A 26,188-nucleotide genomic window follows, 5' to 3' on the forward strand; every position below is an offset into this window, starting at 1 on the left:
AATTCGCGTTTCGGCAGGAAAATTTCAACCTCGCCGTTTTTTTCTGTCCGGCGGAAACCGCCGGCCAATATGTCCTTCAGTTCCCCGCCGGCCGGGAACGCAAGGTTGTCCGGATTGATTTTCAATTTGAGGGTAACGTCGTCGTCCGTGTTGTTGAAGGGGACCAGCATGAACCGGTCTTTCCGGCGGTATATTGACACCACGATATTTTCAGATTGCGGCGATACAATCGTGATGTAATCCCGGTTGTTCCAGTAAGGGATAAAGTCCGTGGCGTCGTCAAACCCGAACTCATCCTGCGCTTTCCAGACTTCGTCCATGTGCACGCCCCAATTCGGCCAGCATTGCGTGCCGTGGGTCATAATCAAGCCCAGCAGATGATTGATCGGTTTTTTGGCTTCCGCGGTTTTCCAGAAGTTCAGGCGTTCCGGCCGGAAAACCAGGGAGCCTTTGGCGAACTGCGGGAGCAGGACAACGGCCGGTCCCCAGGGGTAGGGCATGTATTCCGCCCGGAAGGTTGCCAGCGGAAGGAGGTTGTAATATGATTCCTCCCTGGCAATCACGGACCCCAGATTCTCGCCGTCAACCATGATATCCGCGAAGGCGTGCACCGGCATGACCGGTTCGCCCGACATGTGATAGGCGATAACCGCGCCGGGGTGGTAGTCCTTCATCATCACGTAAATCCGTTTGGCAATCTCCCGGCAGCCCCGGATGGTGTAGGACGCATGGCGGGCTTTTTTGGAATCCTGCCAGCCGCAGTTGTGCAGGGAATTATCGCAGGACATGACGTGGCCCCAGTCAAAATAAAGCCCCTGCATGTCCAGGTCGCGCACGGCTTTTGATAATTTCCACAAATAAAAATCGCGGTAATCGCCGGAGTTCATGCAGGGAGTTGTTTCGGACCATTCCAGGCCCGTCCCCAGCTCGCCGCGGGGGATATAAGCTTGCGGCGTCTGGCGCCAGGTTTCGCCGAAGGCCTTCCATTCCGGCGAGAAGCCGGAAGACGTGTGCATGGTCAGGTAGGGACAAACCCGCACGCCGGATTTTTTCAGCCCGGCCAATTCTTCCGGGATTTCCTTTTTAATGAGAAAGTTTACGTCCGGATAATTGCACCATTTGAAGCATATATACCATAAATCCAGGTTGTACGGATAGTCGGAGGCATCCTTGAAGGGCATGCCCAAATCCCGCAGACGCCATTTTCTCCAGCCGGCGGGCTGGGGCCGCACGGGCGTGGCCATCAGGCCGAAGCGGATGGTTCTGCTCTTCTCCAGCACAACGGGACTGTCAATCATGTTCAACGTGATCACGGACCGCTCGCCGACGGTTTCAACGACGGCGCTTTCCTCGGGATTTTCGGCCACCCATCCTTCCAGGTCTTCCGCGAACCATTGCAGTCCCCTTTCGTTGTCGCCGATCCAGAACGCGGGTTTTTGCAGGAGATTTTTCCGCCAGCCGCGCGCGGGCAGGGCGCCCGTTCCCTTCAACAGATAGTCAACCCCGTTGGCCAGCGAAGCGTGTTGCTTGCGCAGGGGGATCACCATTTTGAAATTATCAATCTTCTGGCCGGGCGTGTCCGGCGCAATAACCGTTTCAATCCAGGCAAACCCGTCGTATTCCACCAGAATTTTGCAGGAGAGGTTGATTTTTCCGCACCGGCCGGTCGTTGCCAATTCCACCCTGTTTTCGGAGCGGAGAAGCCATTTCATTCCTGAAAATTCTCCGGCGTATTCGCGGCCGCCGCTTGCGCAGGAAAAATTTATCGGCGCCGCCAGGAGCGGTTCGTTTTGGGAAATGATCTGGGAGGGGAGCAGGCTGTTTTCAAACGAGTATTTCCGGCCCCAACATGCCACGGAGTTGCCGGTCGTTTCAAGCGGCGTCCACGGCGCGGGAACTTTGTCCGTAACGCCGGTCTTGTTGCCGCTCCAGGGCGCGGAAGAATACCGGGTGTAATCCGTTTTTACGACGCAGATATCGCGGCCCTGGCCGTCCGCCAGCGAAGCTTCCAGCGAATAATCGCCCTCCGGCAGGGCTTTAATGTCAAGCTCGGCCTGAAAATCAAAAAGTTCCGGCGTGATGTCCTTTGCAATCAGTTCTTTGCCCTGTTTGTCTTTGATTTTAACGCGCGTGGCGAGCGTTTTTCCGTCTTTTTCCAGGAGCGTCTGGAGCAAACCGATCTTCAGGGTGTTGTTGTCCGGCGAGGTATAGACGTACTGCAGCTGCAGGGGGCGTTTGGTTTTCATTTTGAACCGCGCCGAATACAGAAGGCCGTGCTTTTCCGAGTCAATTCGCAGGCTTAACATTCCGGAACCGTTAAAGACTTCCGGCGCCAGGGAAGCGTCCGTCCATATTCCCGGCTCCAGCGCGATGGTCAGGGATTCGTTTGTTTTTTCCGTGCCGGAAACTTGCAGGCGGGTTTTGAGGGTCGCCTGGTCGGCGGAGTCCGCGCCGTTCTGCAGTTTTATTTGCGGTTTTAAGTATCCGGCCGCGAGGTTTCCCATGGCGCCGATGTTGACGGCGGGCGATGATTCTCCGAATCTCAGGACCGCAAAATTTGCGGCGTCCTCATACCTTCGGTTCACCGGGGCGATGCAGGAGGAAACTCTCAGCTCGGGAGACGAGCGGCAGATGTTCAACCTGATTTCCCGGCCTTTTCCGGGGCTATCCATACCCAGGGTTTTGAAGGGAATCGCCGCCTCTGCCTGCCAGATGTTTCCCTGTATGGAGCTTTCGGTTTTAACCGCTGCGTTTTGACCGGTTCGTTTCACACCGTCAAAAGGGTCAATGGCCATTTCAAACAGGTTTGTTCCGTCCGGTTTGGGCGCGATCAGAATCCGCAATCCGCGTTCTCTTTTCTGCCGGGCGTCGTCCCCGCAGTAAAACGTGCGGAGGGCGATATATAACCGCGAATCGTCATATGCCAGGAAGTAACGGCTTTGATACAGGCAGTATTCGCCGTAAATTGTTTCCAGGAAGCCCTCGCCCGCAAAGGTGTATTCATCGTTGCCGATCGCTCCGTCTATGTCTGGCGCGGCGCGCGTTTTGGGGACGGTCATGTAAAGGCGGTGTTCCGGCGGGGTGGCGGCGGCGTCGTTTTTCATGGATGTTGCCTTGTTATTTTGGTTTTGCAGACTCGCGATGTTTTTGCAGAGAACCAGGCGGAGCCGGTCGTAGTCGTCAAGCGCCAGCCCGCTTGTGATTTTATATTCGCCGCCGACGATCTTGACGTCGTCCGGTTGGTAGCTTTCCTTTTCCCATTTTCCCGGCAAATTATGCATGCCGACGGGGTTCAGGCCGCTGAAGTCAATTTTGGAGAGGAGCGCGGCGACTTCCTTCTTCGCTTCGCGGGCGATCTTTTTCTTTTCCGGGTTCGCGGCCGCTTCCGCTTGTCTGGCCAGCTGGTCCAGCGTGTATAGGAGCCGGTAATCTTCAACGCCCTCGCGGGTCGCCTCCCATCCGATGGACGGTCCGCCCCGGCGCTCCGCGTCGGCGGGGTAACGGAACGCGTAGCAGGTTTTCCCGGGCGGCAGTGTCCATTCGTCATAGTGGTTTTTACGGGGGGACTGATAATGCCAGTTAAACGCTCCCCGCGCGCCTTTAATCCATAACGCCAGGCCGTTTCCGAAGCGCATCGCTTCCGGGTTAACGCCCGTTGTGTCCACGTTGTAAAACAGGATTTTCTTTCCGTCCCGTTCGGCCTTTTTCAGGAACTCATCCCAGGCGCAGTCAAAGGCGGTGAATTTATCGCTCACGCAAACGGGCGGATGGGAGAAGGTAAGCAGAATCATATCCATGAGCTCGTAATATTCATGGGCGAAATTGATGGCATTTGGAATGGGATGGTTGAGTCCGTGCCCGGCGGTTTTCAGCCCCATGTTCCGCATGATTTTGTTGCAGACCCGCGTCATCTCAATGCGATTTTCCGAAAACGGGTAAGGATACCCCTCGTCGGCCGCAAAATAATAAATTTCCGGCCAGTTGCGTTTCGCGCCCTCTTCCGTTATGCGTTTGAAAATTTCGCCGAATACGGCGGCAAATTCACGGCTGCCGGGCTTGCCGCCCAGTTTTTCGCTGATATTCATGGGTTCATAGGCATACCACATGACGGGTTTGCTGAAACCTGCGTCGCGGCAGGTGTCCAGCACAAAAGCCAGGCCGTTGGCGTAATCCCATTTGATCCGGATTTTGCCGTCCGCATCCTTTTGCGCCGCGGAACCCAAAGGCCCGCAATGGCAGACGGAATTCATGCCGTGTTCCCGCATGTCCTCGTAATGGTTTTTCAACAGGTGCTTGTCCGGTATGTCGGCATACATTCCCCACAGCGCTTCCTCGGGTTCCAGCGGCTTGACGGCAAAAACCTCAAGTTCAATCCTCAACTTTTTGGCCGGCGCGTTGGCGGGGCTGATGAGAATGTCGCCTTCGTATTTCCCGGGCCGCGCGTCCTCGGGAACTTTGACTGTGGCCCAGAACTGCTGGGTTTTGTTTTTTTCCAGGGAAATTCCGTCAAATGGTTCAAGGTAGGTTGGCGACAATATATATTCCGTGCTCTGAACGTGTATTTTACGGTATAAATAATGTGTCTTGCGCAGGTCAATTGCCGCCGAAGGGATCAGGACGTTCGGGTCGCCCGCGAGAACGAGGTCGGAGGCGGAGATTTTCAAATTTTCAATCTTGTCCAGCGTGTGGACGCAAAAAGTCAGCGGCGCGCGGTCGGACGGGAAAGAAAGCGCGGCAATTTTCAGCTCGTCAACGCCTTTTTCCGGCGTCATATCGGGCAAAATGTAGCTCAACGGATTGACGGGGAAGACGGTGTAACCGGCATTGACGATTTCTTCCGACCAGGCCGGTTCCTTGCCTTTCCATTGGATGGGGGCATACCCCGTTTCCCAGCTTGGATTCGGTTTTATCGGCTCAACCTTTAAATCATCAATCCAGGCGCTGCCTTTTGCCCCGGGCGTTTGCCACGGATTGACCGCGGCCCAAAGTCTTATTTTTACCGCGCCCCGGGGAATATTTTTGCCGAAATAACTCACGTATTTTGTCCAATCGCTTCTGCCCGTCGCGGCAAAAAAACCGGTGGGCACATTGCCGCCGGACGCGAGGGGATCCGCGGGCAGAATCCGGCCTTCGGCGTCGCAATAATTCACTCCGCAATGTATCTTGGTTGTGCCTTCCAGTTCCGTTTTAAGCCAGGCGGACAATTTGTAAAGCCCGGATTGACCGTCGCAGGGGATGAATTTATATATGCCCGTCGGGGTGTCGGAGGCTTCAATTTTCAGGCTGTCTTTGCCTCCCGGCCGGATTGCCTGGTCAAGCCGGACAAGTTCCTCTCGGCCCTCAATGTTCCAGCCGCCGGGTGTTTTGTCGCTTTCCCCGGCCCCCGTGTTGCGGATATTTGCGGCGTCCGGCGCGGGTTGGGCGGGCTCCTGTGCGCCGATCCCCGCCGCCATCACGAGCCACAACCCAGCTGCCGGTAAAATCATTTGTTTCATGGCATAAATTTTCCTGTTCTTTTTGATCTCAATTAATGCTTTCCAATGCTTTGAGAATCTGCACGCGGCAGCGATCCGCCGCGGAGCGATCCTTGTCAACCGACCAGTCTCTCAAGCGCTCCTCAAAGAGGCCCGGGACAACTTCGCCGGCCGCGTCCTTGAGAAGCCTGGCCGCCGCTTCCACCTCCGGCGTATTGATTCCGCGCGAGCGCAATTCCTCAATGCGGTCCCGCAACATGGCGAGATATTCGTAATCCTCTATTCCCTCGCGCACGGCCTCCCAGTGCTTGCCGTCAACCAGGGAATCGGCCGTTGTATACACCACGCCGAAACTCATGCCCTTCCTGTTCGTGGGAATCAATTCGTTCCAGGCCGTGTCCTCCGGTTCCTTGTAATAATTCCAGTAGTTCCAGAACCCCATGCCGACCGCTTCGTTGCGCCAGCAATGCCAGGCCTGCAGTCTGTGATAATAATAAGGATCAAATAAACGCGCCGGTCCAAAGGCGCTGTAATACCAGAGTGTTTTTTGTTTCCCCCCGGTGGTCCGGAGAATTTTACACTTGGTTTCGTCCATGCCGCGGTAAGAAGGCAGGTGCGGGCAGAAAATATCGTGCAACTCCAGCATTTTTTCCAGCTCCAGGTTGGGCTTTTCCCACCCGGAAGCGTCCGTAAACAGGACAAAATCAGGGACGGCCGCTTTTAATTGCGCCGCCCAAATGGTGTTTATCCGGTACTGCTCTGGTTTGCCGGGTTCATCCACCAGAATGAATCCTATTTGTTTTGGATCAACTCCCATGTGTTTCGCGTGGGCCGCAAAGGCGGCGGCCCAGCTTTTTACCATTTTGTTGAACCGGGGCGTCCCCATCGGCTCGCCGGCAAAATCGGTCCCGACCGCAAGGTAGATGAAATAATTCCGGCTGCCACTCCAATCGCCGATCCAGTCGTCAAATCCTTTCGTACGGAGCGGCTTGGCCAGGTTCCCTTCGGCGTCAAAATCGTCTTTTTCAGGCCAGCAGGCGGAAGAACGGTGCGCCCAGGGAGTGTCAACAAAATGCTCGCGCATGTCGGCGATGGCAAGTTTGACGTTTTTTTCGGTAAAGTTCGGACGGTATAACGGTTTGTCGGTGTAGTCCCACATGCCCAGGGAAAGACGGGGGCGGTCGGGGAAGCGGAAGGGATAGATTTTGAGGGTCAGGGGCACCGCGAGCGTTTGAGCTGATTTTAATCCGCGTATCCAGCGGTAAATGCGCGTGACGAGAAGAGGATTTTCCGAAGGGCGGACAATAATTTTTCCCTCGTAGACGCCCGGTTTCACGCCCGCCGGATGAAAAGTCAGCCAGACCTGGCGCGTCATGCCCGGGTGCAGGTCTATCAGCCATCCCTTCTCAGTTCGCTTTGCCGGGGGCAGGGGGTCGGCGATCATTCTGCCTTCCTGTGTTGCCACAAATTCAACCTGATGGACGGCAATCATCCCGGGGTTGTCGCCACCGGGCAGTTTTTCTATCGCGAGCAGGGCGGTGAGGGGTTTGTCGGAGGTGTTCATCAGGTTAAGGACTTCGGCCCGGTATTCGTTGTCCATCATTTCAACCAGCAGATGCGGCGGCCCGGCCGGAGGCTGGATCGGCGTTTCAACGGCCGCGAGGGGGTCCCAGCGGTTATTGTGCCAGGCAAAAAGCGGCGGGAAACCGCTCTCGCGCAGAAGGCGGGCGTTGACTTTCAGTATTTCGGCATGGATGTTGTCAAGCGGGGTAATGGCGCGGTGGGCCGCATTGGTTATAAAGTCATAATCGGCAGTTCCGGCGCTTTGCTCCAGCCGGGCCAGCTTCTTCTCAATGGCGTTTTGCCGCTCCGGACTGATTCCCATGCGCACTGCTTTCTCCCTGACCATGGCGGCGTCCCTGCTCATCAGTCTCCAGATGAGTTTGGCAAAACAAAATTTTTTGATGTCACCTGCTCGCATGCCCGCCGCGGGTTTCGCAAGCAGGGAATCCGGACCGCGGTAGATTTCAATCTCATCACAAAATGGACCATAGTTGCCCATGATAATGAAGATAAGGCGGATATAGCGGCCCTTGGTTGCGAGTTTGTTAGTTGCATAACGATGAACCGCGTATCCCTCGGCAGGCGGCGCGCCATCCCGGCCGCACATCTCAACCAGGTCGCCCGCATAGTAAAAATCAGCGCCGTCCTCGCTGGTGAAGATCATGACGGCAGCCGGCCATTCAACCCCGGCGCGCCCGGCGGCCGTGTTGAAGGACAAGCCGCCGATCGGCTCCACCTGTTGAAGGTCTATTGTGATGGCAACTTTTTTTATTGCAAGCCAGCCGACCGTGCCCTTCTGGACCCAGAAATATCCCTGAGAGTATTCTCCGTCGGTCAACTGCGTGAGATCGTTCTCATCCGTGCAGTAGCTGTAATTCGGGGCGGGATCAAGCGTGTAAGATTTGCCGCGGGCGATGTTGACCGGCTCCGGGTCGTTTGCTTCCACGCCGCCCAATCCGGATTTTGCCGGCTGGGGAACGGAATCGGCGCGGCCGGGCCAGGCGGCCAATGTTATAGCCGCAAACATGCATGCTCCGAGCAAAAAATATTTTCCAATAACTTTTATGATTTACCTCCGTCACCGTTAAAGATTAAGGCACTGTCTGACAAACGAGAGCATTTCTTCCTCGTACAGAAAAGCAGTATTGTCCGGATTGGGATTATCGGTGGCGGTCATGGTATGCCCGCGGCCGGGCGCCTCCTGATACACGACGGTGTTTCCTTCCGCTCGAAGGCGTTCAACCATACGGCGCGATTGGTCAACCGGCACGATGTCATCATCAGTTCCATGCGCTATCCATATCGCCGGAGCTTTTGCACGCACATGATTGATCGGCGATGCTTCAATATATAAATCAGGTGCCCAGGAAGGCGCCCCGCCCATAAAATCCACGGTTATTGTTGATTTGCGGCGGATATCCGCATCCACCTGAGTCTTTAAATCCATAATCCCGCAATAAACCGCCTTGACGTTCATTTTTCTCCGCAAAATATTTTTTCGGCCGCCGCGCGCAGCACAAATTCATTTCGTCCATTGGTGGCGACGACCGCATTGACAAACGGGATCTGGGAAATAATGAAAGGATTCAGGGCGAGAACCACGACCCGTCCATTGGTTTTCTGCAGATGTTTCAGCAAGTCAATCTGTTCCTCCGTCAAGATGGCGCTTTGTCCGGAGGGCAGGCGAAAAGACGCGTCAAAAATGACGGCCGAATGATTTTCCGCCATCCGCTTCAGCTCCCCGCCCAGCTCCGCGCCGATCGTTAATGGGATTGTTTTTTCAACGACACGGCGGCAATGATTTTCAATATACGGTTTTGCCTTCTTTTCGCTCATGTGAACGCCGATGTCAAGTTTTGCGTTCCGCTCCGGAGCGATCAGCAAGACCGGCTTTTCCGGGGCGCAGGATAACGGCAGGTGTCCGGCCGTATTGCGGGTTATTTTCACGGCTTTGCGGGCTATCGTCTCCGCAAGTTCCCTGTGTTCCCGGCGCGAGAAGGATGGCGTTCTCAAAGGTTTGAAGAGCCCATATCTCTCCTTGAGCCTGATAATCTTGATCCGTTCCAGTTCATAATGGGAATTCATTCTTGAATCGCCCTGGCCGGGAAAATGTTTGGCCGTGGAAATCAACCCGTTTTCGCGATACGCCCGGACTTTCCGGATGCAATAATCCGATATTTCCGTTTTGCCGAAGCGGAATGAATTCAGCACCTGCGCCGCTTTTTCCTCAAGTGAGAGCTGAATCTTCATGTTCAGTTAAGGTATATTCTTTTTCCCTGCGGCGCGCCGCGTTATGGGCCCACCTGCCGGACTTTCATGAATTTTCCTGTTTTCTCAACCCGTAAGGTTGATATTTTGAGTTAAAACACCGGTTTACCGCTCATTGCGCGGGAAGTCCGGGAGGCGGCCGCCCAATTCTTCCGCCACGGCCCGAGAAACTTCTTTGTCCGCAAGAATATGGCCGAGCTCAACAAGCTGGATGCCTTTTGCGGCGGACTTTTTGACAAGATTTATCTCAGCTCTGATTCGTTCAGCCGTTTTTTTATCGTTTGCGTATTTGTCCTTGCAGTAAAACCCGATAAAAGGTGTCCCGATGCTTTTAGGATGATAACGGCCTTCTTCTTTGACCACGATGGCCGTATATTTCCCAACCTTTTCAAGATCCCAGTGCGGCGCGAAAAACCAGGAGACCGTCTGGCCGCAGTAATCAACCGGCAGACGATTCCCGTAAAGTATGTTTGGCATGAAGACCGGATAGATATGACATGTGGTTTTAATATTGTGCCTGGCGGATTTGGCATAAGATATCGCGGCGTCATAAAACATTATGATGGATTCTTCCGCGAACCGGTTTGCGGCCTCTTGTTCGGACAGCCCCGGGTGGGAGTCAATATAGTTCCCGCGCAGTTCGCGGCACCGCGGGCAATAACATCCATGGAAATTGCCGTATCCCACAAAATCCAGGGCAATGCCGTCAAACCCGAGTTTAATCGCCTTGTCAACGTCTTCCCTGGCGTTTTTTAAGGCGTCGGGCTGGCCAAAGCAGGGTCGCCGGGCGCATCCTTTATCAATCACTTTCCCAATATCGTCAGGCAACGGCTCTCCGCCTGCTTGGGGATTATCCGGAAGGGAACATTCCGAAACAATTATTTCCTGCCTGGCAGTTGATCTGGGCGCTATGCAATAATACGATTCAAGTCCATTCTCCCGGCAAAGCTGCGCAAAAATTTCCGGGAATTTGGCCTGGGCCTGACTCCACTCCATGGCGTTAAATCCAAGCTCGTGCGCCATTTTTACTCCATTTTCCACGTCGTTTCGGCTTGCGCATGGTAAAGTCCAGCACCATGTCATTTTCCATTTTAATTCGCGGCCGGATGCCTTTTCCTGATCGGGAGGCTCGTCAAAGAACAGCAATCCCCAGCGGGATGGAAGATGGCAGTTTGTGACGCCGATTACCGGCCATGTCCAGTAAAGATGATGGCTTTTCCTTCGCTTTTCCGGTTCAAATTCCGGCTTGTAAACAGCGCCAGCGTGCAAACGCCATTTTTGTCCCGGGCGGGGTGGACAATCGCCTTTTGTAAAATGCTTCAGGGCGGCCCAGGGGACCGCCGCCTCCGCCGTCCATCCCTGATCGCAATCGTTTGAATAATTCAATGTGCCTTGAACTTGGACTGCGCTTCGCAATCCTTCGCAGTTCCAGAACCAGTCATAACGGTCTTCAAGAACAAATTTTGCGCCGCCATTAAAAAGAATGCCCATTTCAGAGCATCCTTTTTCCGTATTTGGATATTTTAAGGTCAGATCCGCCGTATTATTGATGGGATTGATATGTATTTCCACGTAATCCAGTCCGTCCGCATCAGGATCAATAAACAGCTTGACAAACGTATCGCGCCACATGATTTCGCTTTCCCCCGTCCACGGCTCGCCCTCCGGGTTGGGATGGCCGCGATAGGTGGAGCCGCGCTTGCGATCCCCGTAAAAAGCCGCGACGTTTGTATCGGAAATATTATATCCCACGTAAAGATATTGATTGTCCCAAAGCAGGCGGGCAAAAGAAGGCCCGGGGGGCATGGCGCCGTCGGCTATTCCCCGGAAGTAAATTTTTTCGGCCTTGTCCCAATCCGGCTCCGTTAAATTGCCGTCTATCCGGATGGCGCCGTCCGGAATTTTCAAACAATGGCAGATTGATGTTTGCGGTTCTTTCGGTTTTGTCCCGCCGCCGGAATTGGCGGCGGCCGTTCCAGAACAAATTGCCGAGGCCAGCAGCAGAATGCCCAAAATAGTTTTTTTCAGTCCGCCTCTCAGCCAATGTGTTCGTGATGCTTTCATGCAGTAATCTCCCTCTATTTGTTGTGACGCCGCCGCGGAAACGATTCATCAACGGGATGATCACTTATCCGCAATGCCGAAAACATTCACGGCGTTGCCGCGCAGTATTTTTTCTTTGTCTTTTTCCGATATGTCCGCATCGAGGACCATGCCCAGGCTGGAGGCCGGATCAAGGAGGGGCATGTCGCTGCCGTAAAGGATTTTCCCGGCGCCGGCGATCCTGACGGCATCCTCAATTTTGGGTCTTAAGGGGTAGCCGGAGGAAATTTCAAGATAGACGTTGCCGGCCTTGGCCGCGCCTTCCGCCGCCTCCCGCCATTCCGTTCCGCCCATGTGCCCCATTATGAACTTTACGGCGGGAAAGGCCTTGGCCAGACAGAACAATCTGGAAACGCTTTGATGCCAGCAATGGAAAAGCACCGTGTTTTTGCGCGGATACTTTTCACATAAGACTTCCAGAAAACGATAATGGCCTGCGCAATCAAGGGGTTGGGCAATATAACCCTCGCTGTAAAGCTTAAGGCCGACAAATTTTTCATCCGGCAGATAACGCTCCATTTCGCGCAGACTCAGGTCCATATAATTCGGGTTCAGCATGAGATAGGCGAAGCAGCCGGCCTGGTTTTTGACCGCCCCGGCCAGTTGGCGGTTGCCCTCCGCCAAATCGTTGATGATGGCCAGGGACGAGGAGAAAAAAGCCTTTTCAATCTCATATTTCCGCATGATCGCGCGAATATCATTCAAGCCGGTCTGTTCCGTGAGGATAAACCATTTTCCCATATGGGCATGAACGTCAATAGTTTTCATGTTCATAACCGCAGCAGTTTCGTGATGTTTTCCGAGCGAATCACTTTCTTGTGCTCTTCGGAAATATCCGCCTTTTCCAGGCTCAGGGCCGCCGATGCGAAGTAATACAAGGGAGAGTTGGAGCCGAAAACAATGCGCCCGGCATGCCCCCTTGACGCAAACAATTGATAACTGTCCGGCGTGTTGAAAAGCGAGGAATCAAGATAAATATTCCGGTTCGTTTCCATGACCGCGAGCATTTCCGGATAGTAAAAATGGTCAACCGAGGAAATGATCACCGGCGAGCGCCACCGCACGGTCAGTCGGGCGATTTCGGTGATCATGCCCAGGCAGTGGTTTCCTTCCGGCTGGATGATCAGGGTAATCATGAGGGGCATTTCCGTTTCGGCAACTTCATCCATGAAACGCTGGAAAGGAGCGTAATTCAACGGCCAGCCCTGCAAATTAGGAAACAGCCTGATCAGTTTAAACCCCTGTTCAAGGCATTGCCGGGCGACGCCGCCCCCTCCGTAATATTTTCGCAAGTCCACGGTCGCGGCGGGAATCAGGCGTTTGTCTTCCCCGGCCGCCCGGAGTGTCTCCACATTGCCCTCTTCATAGTCATAAAATATGCCCTTGAGCGAAAGCGACGCGAATCGCGCCACTTCGTGGCGGTCCATGATCCGCCTCAGGCCGTCAATGCTTACGTCAACCTTTCGCTTCGGCCAGAAACCGAAATAGGTATTGATGTCCTTTGTCTTCATTGCTCCAATATCTTCCGTATTCCCGCCGCGGTCTTCCGTATGTCCTCAAGCGAACGGGAATGGTGGATGTCCATTATCAACAGGTCCGGCATGGCCTTTTCAAGAACAGGACACAATCCCTCTTTGTACTCTATCTTTTTCCCGTACCATTTGCAGTCAAACGGACAATTATGGCCGTAGGTTGCCATGTCCTTGAAAACCGGCTCAAGATAATTGGGCCGCGGAATGTATCCGCCGTCGGCGAATCCGACCGTGAGGGAGGCGTCCTTGCAGCGTTTCAGAAATTCAGACTTTGAAAATGGGGCTTTATCCTCGTTATACTTCATCGGATACAGCCAGTAATTTGGCTCGCAGCCGTCCGGTACGAACGCCAGCGATATGGCGGGAATACCTTTTAGCGTGGTTTCAATCAAATCAACGAACCGTTTCCTTTCCGCGTTGAATTTGGCGATTTTCTTCAACTGCGCGGTCGCCACGGCCGACAACAATTCTGCCAGCCGGAAATTCCAGCCGAGCGTGAAATGGTTGTATTTTTTGCCGATCTGCTGGCCGTAATTCGCGAACAGAGACATTTTCTCAAGCAAGCCGGCCTGATTGGTGACGGCGATACCGCCGTCGCCGCAGGTGATATGCTTGCTCATTTGCAGGCTGAAACAGCCGATATCGCCGATGGTCCCGACGTAGCGGCCCTTGTATTTCGCGCTGTAGGCCTGGCAGCAGTCTTCAATCACGAAAAGGTTGTGCTTTTTGGCGATGGACATGATGGCATCCATCTCGCAGGGCTGGCCGAAAATATGGACGGGGATGATGGCCCTGGTTCTGTCCGTTATTTTCCGTTCAATATCGGCCGGGTCAATGCACATCGTCCTGGGGTCAATATCGGCGAAGACCGGGATGGCGTTCTGGTTCAGGACGCACCCGGAAGACGAGATGTATGAAAATGCGGTGCAAATGACCTCGTCGCCGGGCCCGATGCCGCAGGCCGCGACGGCCGCCTGGAGCGCGGCCGACCCGCTGTTGACCGCGAGGACATGCTGGCTTCCGACGTACTGCGCGAAATCCCTTTCAAAACGGGACGTGAAGCTTTGCTCCAGCCTGTCCAAGCGGCACAATTTTTGGGTTTCAATGACTTGTTTCAGCATCTGAATTTCTTCGTTTCCCATAATTTTTTTCATGACTTCTCCCGATTTCCAATCATTCCTGTCATCCGGCAGGGCAGTTTTGCCCGATGTCTTTCCGAGTTTTTATACCTTAACTTCTGACAACAACGTTCCGGTGTTCCCTTGCAGAACGATAAACTGCTTCCGCGATCTTGAGCGAGGCCAGGCCGTCTTGTCCGGTGACCAGAGGCGGACGGCCGGCTGAAACACATTCAATGAAATGTGCGATTTCAGATTTAAAAGTCAGTTTGGCATAAGGCGCGGCGTTTTTCCGTCTTATCCATTTTTTACTCCCGCACTTGAAACGCATTTCATTCCGGCCGTAGTCAACAACCGCGGTCCCCTTGGAGCCGTATATCTCAACCGTGTTCTCCGATGCCGGCGTGGACCAGCTTAACTCAACGACCCCGGGCACACCGCCGACCGACTTTAGAAGGATGGCGGCCGTATCCTCAACCTCCATGCGCTGAACAAAAGTGCCGGTAAAAGCGGACACTTCCCGAACCTCGCCGACCAGCCATCTGAATAAATCAATTGAATGCACCCCGCAGTCCATGACCACCCCGCCGCCCGAGCGTTCTATTTCGGCAAACCATGTTTTTTCATAATTGACGTCCAGATTGAAGCGATTATGGAACATGACCAGCCGCCCGAGTCTGCCGTCCGCGATCATTTGTTTCACCTGCCGGTTCAAGTCATAGAAACGATGGCTGAAGCCGACCATCAAAATAACCCTGTTTTGCCTCGCGGCCCTGATCATTTCAGCGGCCTCACGGCTGGTAACGGCCATCGGTTTCTCGCAGAGAATGTGCTTGCCGGCCCGCGCCGCGGCCACGGCCATCTCCCGGTGAAGATAGACGGGGGCGCAGAGGTTGACGGCGTCAATCCCGGGACTTTGCAGCAACTGCCGGTAATCGGTGAACCAGCTCGGCGCGCCCCATTTGGCGGCGGCGCCCTTTGCGGTTTTTTCCGAGCGCGAGCAGACCGCCGCGACCTGCGCCAGGGGATGGTTGTGGTACCATGGAAAACAGCCGATATCGGCCTGCCGTCCGCAGCCGATGACTCCGATGCCGATTTTTCGTTGTATTTTCACGGGACCTCCGTCAAATGACCACGCCTTGTTGCCGCAGGGCCGCTTGCAATTCCCCGATATTTATCCGGCGGGGGATCGTGTTTGTCTTGACCGCCAGGGCGGCGGCGGTTCCGCAGGCCTGGCCGGTTGCCATGCAGCAGGGCATAAACCTGACCGACGCCAGGGCCTTGTGCGTCACGGAAATACAGCGGCCGGCGACCAGCAGATTATCCGTTTTTTCAGGGACAAGACAGCGGTAAGGCACGTCATAATCATCCTTCAGGGTAGTATAGTTCTGGCCTTCCGGGTTATGCATGTCCATCGGCGCCCGGTTTTTCGCGATCACATCATCAAACCTTCGGCTTTTAAGCGCATCTTCCTCCGTAAAGATGTATTCTCCGATGACCCGGCGCGTCTCGCGCACGCCGATGGAAACGGAACCGCGGTCAGTCCGGCGGCTGTTCGCGAAGCCGGGAATGTATTTTTTTGCGAAACCGACCAGCGAAGCCAGTTGCTTGGCTGATTCCACTTCCGCGAAAGTCAAATCGCGCACGTTCGTGCCGTCCACGCCGGCCACGAAACTCCCGCCGATTTCGGCGCGGTCCGTGCCGAGCGTGCCGTTGATCCAGATGGTGTCATAATCAAGATATAAATCGCCCTTGGCGCGGGCCGTTTTCAGCAAACCGGTGAATCCGCTCGCGACAAAGAGCGGCAGACGGTCTTCAATAAAATCCGCGATATCTTTCGGATGGTTTTTTTTGTACTCGCGCAAAAACCGCCATAATTCGTCGTTATTTGTGTTTTCCATGACCGGTCCGACCAGGGTCATGCCCTGGGTTTTGCCGTCGGATTCCCGCCCTTGTTGCCAGGCGGCGCCGGCCCGGGCCGCCACGTCCCCGTCGCCCGTGGCGTCAATGATAACCTTACTCAAAAGGGCCTGCCGGCCGGACTTGCTTTCAATGATAATGCCTTTGAGGCGATTGTTTTCAACAATGCTGTCGGCGATCCAGGCGTGCAGGAGCAGGTTTGCGCCGGCCTCCTCCAGCATGCGCAGGCTGACCCACTTGAAGACATCTACTTTGATTTCCACCAAAAAGCCGTTGTTGATGGGGTTGAAAAAGCGGCGGCCGAGGCCGCCGTTCATTTCAAGCTTGTCAAGCAATTCCTTGATGATGCCCTTGTGAATTTCCGGCACGTAACCGCCGATCCACGGCATGGGAACAGCCGTGGCCGTGCCGCCCAGGAAACCGTTGGCCTCCACCAGGATGGTTCTGGCGCCGTTCCGCGCCGCGGCTATGGCCGCCACAATACCGGCCACACCGCCTCCGGCCACGATGGCATCGGTTTCTTCCAATATCGGGGTTTGTCTTGATTTTTCTTCAATGAATGTTTTTTTCATTTTTATATATTTTGATTCTTTCATTTCATCAAAATATCCTTTTCTTGTCCCACTTGTCTGACATTGATAAACCGGCCTTTCAATGCTGATTCTTTCGCCGCCAGGCAGGCGTATACGCTCTGGATGCCCATGGCGAGGGTGGCGCGGATTTTTTTGCCGCCCTTCATCACCCTGATGAAATCATGGATCAATTCGCGGTCGCCGCCGAAATGCGGCTGGTAATGCCCGCCGCTGATGGTGTCGGTATAGGAGCTGGAACGGCGCGACAGCTTGAGATTGTTCTTGTACCAGTCAAAGGAGACGGCCCCCTTGTAGCCGCTGACGGTCGCGCCCCTGGCCGGCCGGCAGGCATAAAAAACCTGCGTGTAAACCCCTTTGGCGCCGTTCTTGAATTCAACCAGCGCGCTGGAGGAATCTTCATTCATCCCTTTTTCCGGCGTGCCGCAATCAACGCTGAACGGGCAGAGATGGTCTTCCCGGGGGCGTTTTTTCAGGTCTTCCGGGCAATACAGGTGGGTGTACATAAGGTCTTCAATAGGGGACCCCTCCTGAACCTTGCGGCGGTTTGCCGGACTTTCCGGGCAGGTTTCCGCCTCGCGGCATTGCGAGCATTTCAGGCCGGCCGGTTTTTTGCCGCCGTAGACCCGGCCCCAAGACGCCGTGGCCGCCACTTTCACGATCGGCGAATCCATCAGGTAACTCATGGCGTCAAAATCATGGGTGGCCTTCTGCAAAAACAGGCCCTGGGTAACCTGGTAATTCCGGTAATGCTGTTCAAAAAATCCGGCGCCGTAAGTAACATAATTGACCGCCAGGATATGCTCCGGCTTGCCGACCGCGCCGCCGGCAATCTGCTCCCGCGCGAGGGCGCAGAGGGGGGAGAGGCGCAGGGGAAAACTCACAACGACCGGACATTTTGATTTTTCAAACGCCCTTTCCAGGGCCGTTGCCTGCGCCATGGAAATCGCCACCGGTTTTTCCAGAAACATCGGAACATCAAATCTGGACGCCTCAATGGCATAGGGTGTGTGCAGATTGCACCGCGGCCCGACGATGATGCCGTCCAGTTTTGCTTTGCGCAGCATTTCCGGCAGGGTGGTGTAAAACACCGCCTCGTTCCGGTCGGCTTCCGGCAAACGCGCGCGCGCGTTTGCCTCGTCCGGGTCCACGACCCCGGCCACGCGGGCGTCGGGCTCCTCCTCAAGCAAATATCGGTTCACCAACCCGCTTGAACGATGTCCGTAACCGACCACGCCTATTTTGAGCATAATACCGCTTCCTTTCTATTTAACCAGTTGTTTAAGTTTGATGATTTCATCGGCAATGCGCCGGCGGGCGGCGTTGGCCGTTTCGTCCGTAACATTGCCGGGCGCGAGATAGCAATTGCCGGTCTGCGCGTCGGCGCCCCAGGGCATTTCGTTCAACAGGTCTGCCAGCATTTTTTCAGCCGCAGCAGTTTCTTTTTCCCGCTCTTTCTCCCTGGCGCGCAGAATCCATTGTTTCAGGGTGTGAATATACTTGTAATCGTCAATCCCCTCGCGAATGCCTTCCCACTGCAGGGTTGAAATAGTCGCTTCGTTGGAGGTGATATTGCGGGCGGGGTAGGCAATGATGGAGTTTTTGGGAGCGGCGCGCATGTCGGATTCGTCCCAGTCTATCCAGGGCGTGCCCTTTATGTATTGCCAGGACCAGGAAATATGCGCCCGGGCGCCGGTTTTATAAAAGAGGAATCCCGCCAGGTAACGGTTTGGCAGCAGTCCTCCCTCTTGGATGCCGTAAACGCCGGCGCCGATGTAGCAGAGGTCCACGTTATGCCGGTTGGCCAGCTGCGTGAACTTGCGGCAATCGTTCCCGGTGTTGGCCAGGATGCTGTTGGCGTCAACGTTCAGATACGGGAACAATTTTTCCGCGGCGTCAAGCGGATACACCGTCATAAATGTTTTGACGCCCGCCGCCCGGGCCAGCTTGAGCTCCCACAAGGTTTTCCGCATTTTATCCGAGTCCGCGCCGTTCTGGTGCGGTTCGTCCGTGCCCTGGAAATACCAGTTTGTCACGCCGGCCATCCCGACAATAAGGTCAATGGTTTTCAGGTATTCCTTGAACTCGTTTTGAAACGCGGGGTCTTTCATTTCGTCAAAGAGGAAGTCCGGCATGTTTTTGCCGCGTTTTTTATCCAGGATGACGTTTTCGGGGTTAAGGAAAAGTATCAGCGGTCCGGTGAACCCGGTCTCCTTGAACAGGCGCGCGGTGCGGGCGGCGTTTTCAAATTCGTTATAAACGCGTTTGTCGCCCTCCAATCTGTTGGAATCCCAGGGCATATCCCAGATTCCGGTGATGCCGTATTCCTTCATGTCGTCCAGATAACGCCGCAGTTCCGCTTCCGTGTAATGATGGCCCGTCCATGGCCGTTCATAGATGCCGCCCCGGTAGCGTTCCATGAGGTTGGAATACATCACCCAGTCAATACCGTCCGGCTGTTCCAGATCAAACGGCATGACCTCCAGGCGAAAAATCATGGTTGCGGGCGGCAGGTTGGACGGCGCAATCCGCAGTTCCGCCCTGTATATTCCCGGTTCGGTCTGCGCGGGGATTTTCACCTGGAGCCAGAACCCTTCGGTCGTTTCCGCGGCAACGTCAATTTTGTCAAAATTTTCCAGCAGTTCCGGGATCACGTAATAACCTGATCCCCGTTCGGAGCAGCGCTGCGGCCAGCATTTGACGTGTTTGACGCGGACGGCGTCTTTGCCGATTGAATCGCCGGCCGCGTTCTTCAAGTCGCCGTCCAGGGCGATTGACAAGGCCTTGATGTCCTTCAATCCGTAGACCATAAACCAGGCGGCGGCGTATTGCCCGGGCGCCGCGAAGGCGCTGATTTCATAGCCGGCTTCTTCCGGTTGGGGGATGCTGTCCGGGTAATATCCGCGGATGTTTTTCCGGATATACGGAATATAACCTTGCTCGCCGTGCCGCTGTTTCAACTCGCCGGCCAGCGGCGGGTCTTGTTTTTCCCGGCGGGGCCGGTGGATATAAGCCGTTTCGCCGTAGACAATGGTCTCTGCCTCGTCCGCGCCAAGTTCCTCCAGGCGCAGGTCGTCAAGCCAGACGGTACCCGTTCCATGATGCTGGCAATATAACCGCACCTGGCCGGTCGCGGCCGGCGTCCGGAATACGAATTCGCAGGGATTCCAGTCATAGGTTCCGTCGCGAATTTTTAATATTTCCATTTTTTTGTTCTTTTGCCCGACCATGTAGCAGTTGAGCCGGGCGGAGCGGAGGTTCTCGGCTCTGGCGAACAAGGTCAGTTTGTAGTTTGTGTTGCCCTTGACTTCCAGGTTTTTCGGCGTGAAACAACCGCCCCAGGATCCGGGGCTTTCCTTCTGGAGCAGCTTGATCCTCAGCGACTGTTTGCCTTTGTGTTTGACTTCCGTGTCAAAGACCGTTTCGTAATCGTGGTTGTCCGGCGGAAAATGCCTGATGGTCCAGAAAGACCTTGCTTCAAAGCCAAGCAGGTCGGATAAGGAGGCGTTAGCGGCTTCCGGCCCTTCCGGCGGGGGGACTTTCATGAAGACTTTTACGGCGGAAATCGGCAGGGCCTGTTCCTTGTCGGCGCCGATTGCGAAAGAGTAATTTTGCTTGCTGTCCATTTTCAGTTTGCCCGGCGCCGCTTCTATTTCAACGGTTTTCCATTGATTATCGGCCTTCCCGCCGAATTCAGATATTTTTGCAAAGCCGCCGTCTTCGCCGGACCAGGCCGAGAATTGCGCCGGCGCGGATAAAACATCCTTGAAGTCAATCTCCACGAAGACGGGATGTTTCGGACTGCCCTGGCCGTCGGCCAGGAACGCGCTTGCCTCAATCAGGGCGCGTTGGCCCGGCGACTCCGCTTTCCTTATGGCGCGGTAGGTGGTCTTTCCCTCGCGGGCCTGCTCGCTCCAGAAGTCCCGCGGCGCGACGTGCAGGGGGATATACCACTCAAAATCGTCGGACCCCTTGGACTCAACGCCGTCGTTCGTTCCCAGCCGGCGGAAATGGCCGGTCTCTTGATTCGTGTCTATTTCGGCGCCGCTTGCTCCGGCGGCGGCCGCCAGGCAGATGGCCGGGCCGATCAATCTCCATCCGATTGCGCAGTTTATGTTCATTTGTTTAAAAGCCGGACCAGGCCGGTGATTTCCAGGGCAATTTCCTCCCGGCATTCATTGGCCGCGGTGTCCGTGAAATTGCCGGGATCAAGATAATAGTTGCCGATTTTAAAGGCGTTTTCTGAGTCGCGGAAAACTTCCGGAATTCGGCTTAAAATGGCGTTCAGCTTGTTTTCCGCGGCGTCGGCGGCCTCGCGCAGGCCGTTCTTTCTTGCCAGCGCGATGTAATGCCGCAGGGTGTAAAGGTATTTATAATCGGTGATGCCCTCGCGGATGCCTTCCCATTGAAGGGTGGAAATATAAGATTCGGGCGCGTCCGCGTTCCGGGCGGGATAGGCGATCATGCTGCTTTTTCTTTCGCGGTAATTATTTTGTTTAAACTCATTGAAAGCATCGCCTTTTACCCTTTGCCAGACCCAGCTGACATGCGCCTCGCCTTCCGTCTGGGCGAAGCCGAATCCCGAATGGAAACGGTTCGGCATGAGTCCGCCTTCCTGGCCCGTGTAACATCCTCCGCCCAGATACCAGAATTTCGTTCCGGCCGCCGCCAGCATTTTCAGGTTTTTTACGGTGGGGCCGGCGCTGATATCAGCGTTCAGGAAGGGAAGGAATTCCATGGCCTCCCTTTCGTCTTTATACATGAGATAATAGGTAAGGCAGGTGTTGACTCCCAGGCTGCGCATGATTTTGTAAACCCAGAGCGTGCGCCGGTAAGTGTCGCTGTCGGGCGGCGGCTCGTCCCGCCCGTAAAAGCACCATTTCAGGCCCGGCGCGCGTTCTTTGATAAAGGCGTCAATCAGGGGAACCGCCTGGCGCAGTCCGGCTTCCACTTGGCTTTTCCACGGATCGCTGAAGACCGCGTCCTTGACGCCGAGGGCTTTTGCCACGGACTGTTCAAGATTGAACTGGAACCAGAAGGCGACGGGGCCTTTCAGGCCGGCCTGGTTGTATATTTTCAGAATGTCGTTCAAATAATCCGACTGAAATTCCGTGATTTTTCCGTGGGGGGCCGCGAGACTGAAGGTTTTTGATGAGGTGAAATTGAGGATCAAGCCGGAAATGCCGTAGTCTTTGAACAGCTCCAGCATTTCCTTCTGCTGGTCAATCTTTTTATCCGGATAGGGGTCAATGTACATCAACCAGTGTTTGTCATCCGGCTCTTCCAGCTTGAAAGGCAGGATGGCAACTTCAAACGGAATATCCGCGAGTTTGTCGCCGGCCTGGGTTTCAATGGCGAGCAGGCCTTTGTATTTGCCTGCTTTCGCCGCGGGACTTGTCCTGAAATCAACCCAGAACGTGCAGGATTCGTTTTGGCGGAGAAGGACGTCGTCAAATCGCTCAAGCAGTTCGGGGATGATGTAATAGGACCTTGTCGCCCAGATCGGCATTTGCGGCCAAAAGGCCGCTTTTTTTACCCGGATTTCCCGGGTCAATTCAAGCGCCTGTCCGGATTCCTCCGCCGGCGGCGCCGCGCGGATTTTCAGATCGGGCAGGTCGCGCAGGGCGTGCAGGCTGAAATAAAAGGCTTTCCGTTCGCCCGGCGCCGCGGCAAGCTTGATTGCGCCGGTGATTTCCTCCTTCTGGGGAATACTGTCGGGATAGACCAGACGCGGGTCCCGTTGAAAAACCAGGAAACCGGTTCTGTATTCCGGCGAGAAAAGCCGGCGGAAGAAAGAGACCTGCGGACGGGGCGGATCCGGCTCGGTGTTTCGCGGGGCGTAAAAATATTTCTTGCCGTCAAATTCAAAGATTTTCTCCGTGTTGTATGACTTATATTCGGCGCAGGAATTTTTTATCCGGAGTTCATCAATAGCAACGTGCGCCAGGCGCGCGCCGGATTTTGCGTTTCCAAAAGTCTTGCCGCGCCCCACGATCAGCTCTTTCGGCGGGGACTGCCAGCGGCCGGGTAGTTCGCCCACTGTGCTCATTTTGCCGTTCACCATAATGGCGATGATGTTCGCCTCGCCGCCGAAAATGCAGGCAATATGGAGCCATTCGCCGCGTTTAAACCGCTGGGGATGGCTGAAGGCAAAAGCCGCCTTTTGATCGGCCCGCCAGCAGAAGGTGAATACCTGCTCGCGCTTGTCGTAAAAGGCGTACATGCTGTTTTTATACACATCCTGAGGCTTATCGGCGGCGTCGCAGCAGAATAAAAAACAATATTGCTCCGGCGCCTTGTCATGATCAAAATCGGGCCTGATCCACATTTCAATCAGGCCGCAGTTGAAATCAACGTTGCCTTCCGTTGCGATTTTGAGGCAGTTTTGCGGGTCGTCAAAGCCGGTCAGCGCCCGGCCGAATTTGCCGTCGGTTTGCATGATTTTTCCGCATTTTTCAATTTGCGGATTGCCCCGGGCAAAGTCGGCCTGATCGCCGATGTTATCAAAATGCGCCAGGAAAAGCGTGTTGTCGTCGGGAATGAATTTCTTGTCCCATTCCACGGCGGCTTGTGAGGCGGCAATGGAAGCAACGAGACAGATCAATCCGGGAAAAAGCAATCTTCGCATGGTATTATTCCCTTCATTAATGTTTTTCCGGCTCCCATGGCCTTTGATCTCCTCATGCATTTTTTTTCAGTTTTGCCTATGTGGGGGCGTATTTCTTAAAAAGAATTCCGATTTCCGCAAGGTTATCCTCTTTTTCAAGCTGCATGACCAGATCAAACAGGCGCGCGCTGTCAGCCGGCGGCAAGCTGCCCCTGATGCAACGGGATAATTTGGCGAACAATTCCTGATCCGACAATCTGGTTTCCCCCCACCAGGGATCGCCCTTGGCCCGTTTTTTATCCCTTTTATATGTCTTGTCTTTAGTCAGGATTTCCACCGTGGCGGGGATTTCTTTCGGGAATCCGCAGGCATAAACATCCTCAACGCCGGTAACCAGCGCCTCGCCCGCCGGATAGACGAACACCTTTTTCATGAAATCTCGGATCCTGGCGTTCCGCAGATGGCCGGTTTCATGCCATTCGGCATTGAGAGGGATATGATAAATTACCTTGGCAAAATTCAGCGGCAGATTATGGGTGAACGGCATATCGGAATCCTCCGGAAGTTCCCGGGCCGAAAAACCGACCGCGTGACTCGGCCTGACGTAGACATTAATCCGCTGCACATCCTCGGGACACAGGCGATGTTCGTCCGCCAATTCGGCAAACGCTTCCAGCGGGGCGTGCGTGTATTTGCAACAGGGGTATGTTTTAAAGGCGGCATCCAAAATGTGCCATTTTTCCCCCAGATGTTCCGTCAGTTTTTCGTTGTCCGGATGGTCAATGTCCATGACGGCCGCATAACCATCCCTGCCGTCCAGGACATAATGCGAGGATTTATATCCCTTCCAGCCGAAAAGGGCGGCCATGATGCCGGTGTGAGTTGACCAGCCGGCGTCGCAATATTTATTCATTTCATCGCAGGGCGCGACGGTCATGATTGACCTGGTCAGACAGGGCGCGAAGTGGCCGCAATTTCCGAAAGCGTTTTTCAAGTTCTGCGTTGTCAATCGCAGGGCATGGGCCGCGGACGCCATGGCCGCAAAAGCATTTGCCGCATAAACCTGCCGGCTGCCCCGGGTGGTCAGGAGTCCGCGCCGCACGCGCCAGAACATGAAAGAAAGGCAGATTCTGGCCGCCACGTCATATCCCAGCGCCACGGCCGCAATCAGGCGTTTCCCCGATATCTGCGCGTATTCGCCGGCCGCCAACGCCCCGAAAACCGTCTGCGGGGCGAAATGGGCAACGTTCATATAGCAATCGTCAAAATCCAGGGCGTTCGCCATTTTGGCGTTTACCATGCCGGCCAGCGGAAATGGCCGGGAAACTTTTTGCCCGATAACGCTTGCCTGCGGCGCGCCGCCGAACAGGTCGGCAATTTCAAGGTTGATCCGCGAGCATTTCGCCGCGGCCCCCGCAAAACCAGCCGCCAGGGTGTCCACCAGCAAACGTTTTGTTTCCAGCACGACTTTTTCCGGCAGGCGCTCGTAATCAAAACCGGCCACGAACTCCGCCAGCACCTGTGTGCGCGAATGGAGGTTGCCGGTTGTTTCGGGAAACTGATTGACGTAATCCCGTTTAACGTTTGACATGTTTTTTCAACTGTCTTCGTTCTGTTTTTTCGGGTTTGTTGCCGCCGGTGGGACCGATTCTCCCATGCCGAGCTGGCCGGGAATCCACTTGTTCAGAAAAACATAAAATGGCTTCACAGCGTCATGCTTTGTAAGCGGCGCCGCAAAGATCCGCTTGGGCGCCTTGATTTCGTTGTAGGCGGAATATACCGAGCTGGGAGGACAGGTGGTGTCAATAAAACCCACCGAGAGAACGGACGGACATTTGATTTTGCGCGCAAAATTGACAACGTCAAAATAGGGCGACATTTTCAGGCGCAGGGACTTTTCTTCTTCGGCGCCGCGGACCAGCGCGGGCCAGCCCGCCCCGCGGCCGGCCATGTGTCCCGCGTGATCGCACATGGCCGGCACGTTTGCCGCCACTGCCGTTACCTGGGGGTTGAAGCCGGCCATTATTAAAGATAATCCGCCCCCCTGGCTGCTTCCTTCCATAACCAGATGCCGGCCGTCAAAGTCCGGCCGGGCCGCCAGGTAAGTCAGCGCCCGGTCTATGCCGAGAATAACCCTGCGGAAATAATAACGCCGGCGGTCCGGCGCCCCGATTTGCATATACATTCCGTTCTTGTTGATTTTGTTATAAAGTTTCTTGCTTTCTTCGGGCGAAAGTCCGACCTCGTAATCATGAATCCCGAGCTGGAGCGCCAATACTCCCTTGGCGCCCCAATCGCAAACGTTCGGAACGCACGGGTTTTTTCCGGCCGGCTGTATGGTCACGTACCCGGGGTAGGGCGGCTGCAATCCTTCCGGGACGCTCAAAAAGCCGTAGATGCGCGTGTTGTCAAGATTCGCGAAACTGATCAGATAGCATTTTTGTTTCGCGTTGGAATATTTTTCCAGGGGCGCCAGCCTGACGTCGGCCGGAATCTTCGCCAGCTCGGCCCGGCCTTCCCTCCAGAACGCGTCAAAGTCATCGGGCACAATCGCCGTGGTCTTGATGCGTTCCGGCTCAAAGCCGGCCGCGGCGCAGACGTTTGTTTTCGTTCCCGCATAACTGACGTTGCAGCGGAGAAAACCCGGCTCCGCCAGCGTTCCCGCAACGATGACGGACTGATTGCTGAGACCAAGCGTCAGGTTGGTGATAACTTCCCCGCCGTCGCGCGTCAGACGAACCGAAATGTGTCCTTCCGCCGCCGTCTCTCCCGAAACTTCGGCGGTAATCGCAAAACCGGCCTTTTCCCCGCAGTTGTACAGCGCGTCTTTCTTGTCGGTTTTGGCCGAAAGGAAAACTTTCCCGGATGTTTCCTGGCGGTTGTCGTCCGCCTGTCCGGCGGGGGCCGGCGCGGTGCTGAAGCTGTTGGAATGCCCGTTTCCCTGCGCCCGGCCGCCGGCCAGCATCATGGCGCCGCCGATCAGCATGATTGCCAGTATTTTCATGATTATTCC

Annotated in this window: 15 protein-coding genes; all 15 read right to left on the minus strand. The window is 55.1% G+C overall.

The annotated features are described in order from the left end of the window. Positions 1-5,495, minus strand: a 5,495-nt coding sequence (locus tag PHP98_06840) for a DUF6067 family protein (protein ID MDD5483351.1), incomplete at its 3' end; no start/stop codon positions are given. A 28-nt stretch (positions 5,496-5,523) separates the two neighbouring features. Further along, positions 5,524-8,064 (minus strand): discoidin domain-containing protein, encoded by a 2,541-nt coding sequence (locus PHP98_06845; GenBank protein ID MDD5483352.1) that lies wholly within the window; start codon positions 8,062-8,064, stop codon positions 5,524-5,526. A 57-nt stretch (positions 8,065-8,121) separates the two neighbouring features. Further along, the gene (locus PHP98_06850; GenBank protein MDD5483353.1) at positions 8,122-8,514 is read right to left on the minus strand and encodes a prolyl oligopeptidase family serine peptidase; all 393 of its coding nucleotides are present in this window, start codon (positions 8,512-8,514) and stop codon (positions 8,122-8,124) included. Beyond that, complete coding sequence (locus tag PHP98_06855; protein MDD5483354.1) at positions 8,511-9,287, minus strand: glycoside hydrolase family 3 N-terminal domain-containing protein; 777 nt, start codon at positions 9,285-9,287, stop codon at positions 8,511-8,513. Before PHP98_06855 ends, PHP98_06850 begins: the two co-directional genes overlap by 4 nt. A gap of 123 nt (positions 9,288-9,410) precedes the next feature. Further along, on the minus strand, positions 9,411-11,369 hold the full coding sequence (locus tag PHP98_06860; protein ID MDD5483355.1) for a carbohydrate-binding family 9-like protein: 1,959 nt from the start codon (positions 11,367-11,369) through the stop codon (positions 9,411-9,413). Between the two features lie 60 nt (positions 11,370-11,429). After that, positions 11,430-12,182 (minus strand): amidohydrolase family protein, encoded by a 753-nt coding sequence (locus PHP98_06865; GenBank protein ID MDD5483356.1) that lies wholly within the window; start codon positions 12,180-12,182, stop codon positions 11,430-11,432. Continuing rightward, the gene (locus PHP98_06870) at positions 12,179-12,919 is read right to left on the minus strand and encodes an amidohydrolase family protein (protein MDD5483357.1); all 741 of its coding nucleotides are present in this window, start codon (positions 12,917-12,919) and stop codon (positions 12,179-12,181) included. The genes PHP98_06865 and PHP98_06870 overlap by 4 nt, the downstream gene beginning before the upstream one ends. Then, positions 12,916-14,094: a DegT/DnrJ/EryC1/StrS family aminotransferase gene (locus tag PHP98_06875; GenBank protein MDD5483358.1), complete on the minus strand. Its 1,179-nt coding sequence runs from the start codon at positions 14,092-14,094 to the stop codon at positions 12,916-12,918. Before PHP98_06875 ends, PHP98_06870 begins: the two co-directional genes overlap by 4 nt. Before the next feature lie 76 nt (positions 14,095-14,170). Beyond that, positions 14,171-15,172, minus strand: coding sequence for a Gfo/Idh/MocA family oxidoreductase (locus PHP98_06880; GenBank protein MDD5483359.1), 1,002 nt, complete (start codon positions 15,170-15,172; stop codon positions 14,171-14,173). Positions 15,173-15,182: 10 nt separating this feature from the next. Continuing rightward, entirely contained in the window at positions 15,183-16,550 is a 1,368-nt protein-coding gene (locus tag PHP98_06885; GenBank protein MDD5483360.1) for an FAD-dependent oxidoreductase, read from the minus strand. Positions 16,551-16,570: 20 nt separating this feature from the next. After that, positions 16,571-17,818 carry a Gfo/Idh/MocA family oxidoreductase gene (locus PHP98_06890; protein MDD5483361.1) on the minus strand — a complete coding sequence of 416 codons (1,248 nt, stop codon included), beginning with the start codon at positions 17,816-17,818 and terminating at the stop codon, positions 16,571-16,573. Positions 17,819-17,833: 15 nt separating this feature from the next. Beyond that, positions 17,834-20,689 (minus strand): hypothetical protein, encoded by a 2,856-nt coding sequence (locus tag PHP98_06895; protein MDD5483362.1) that lies wholly within the window; start codon positions 20,687-20,689, stop codon positions 17,834-17,836. After that, positions 20,686-23,196: a hypothetical protein gene (locus tag PHP98_06900; GenBank protein ID MDD5483363.1), complete on the minus strand. Its 2,511-nt coding sequence runs from the start codon at positions 23,194-23,196 to the stop codon at positions 20,686-20,688. Before PHP98_06900 ends, PHP98_06895 begins: the two co-directional genes overlap by 4 nt. 76 nt (positions 23,197-23,272) lie before the next feature. Beyond that, entirely contained in the window at positions 23,273-24,766 is a 1,494-nt protein-coding gene (locus tag PHP98_06905) for an MmgE/PrpD family protein (GenBank protein MDD5483364.1), read from the minus strand. Between the two features lie 6 nt (positions 24,767-24,772). Then, positions 24,773-26,179 (minus strand): acetylxylan esterase, encoded by a 1,407-nt coding sequence (locus tag PHP98_06910; protein MDD5483365.1) that lies wholly within the window; start codon positions 26,177-26,179, stop codon positions 24,773-24,775. Positions 26,180-26,188 lie beyond the last annotated feature (9 nt).

The organism is Kiritimatiellia bacterium, assembly GCA_028715905.1.
Lineage (GTDB): Bacteria > Verrucomicrobiota > Kiritimatiellia > JAAZAB01 > JAAZAB01 > JAQUQV01.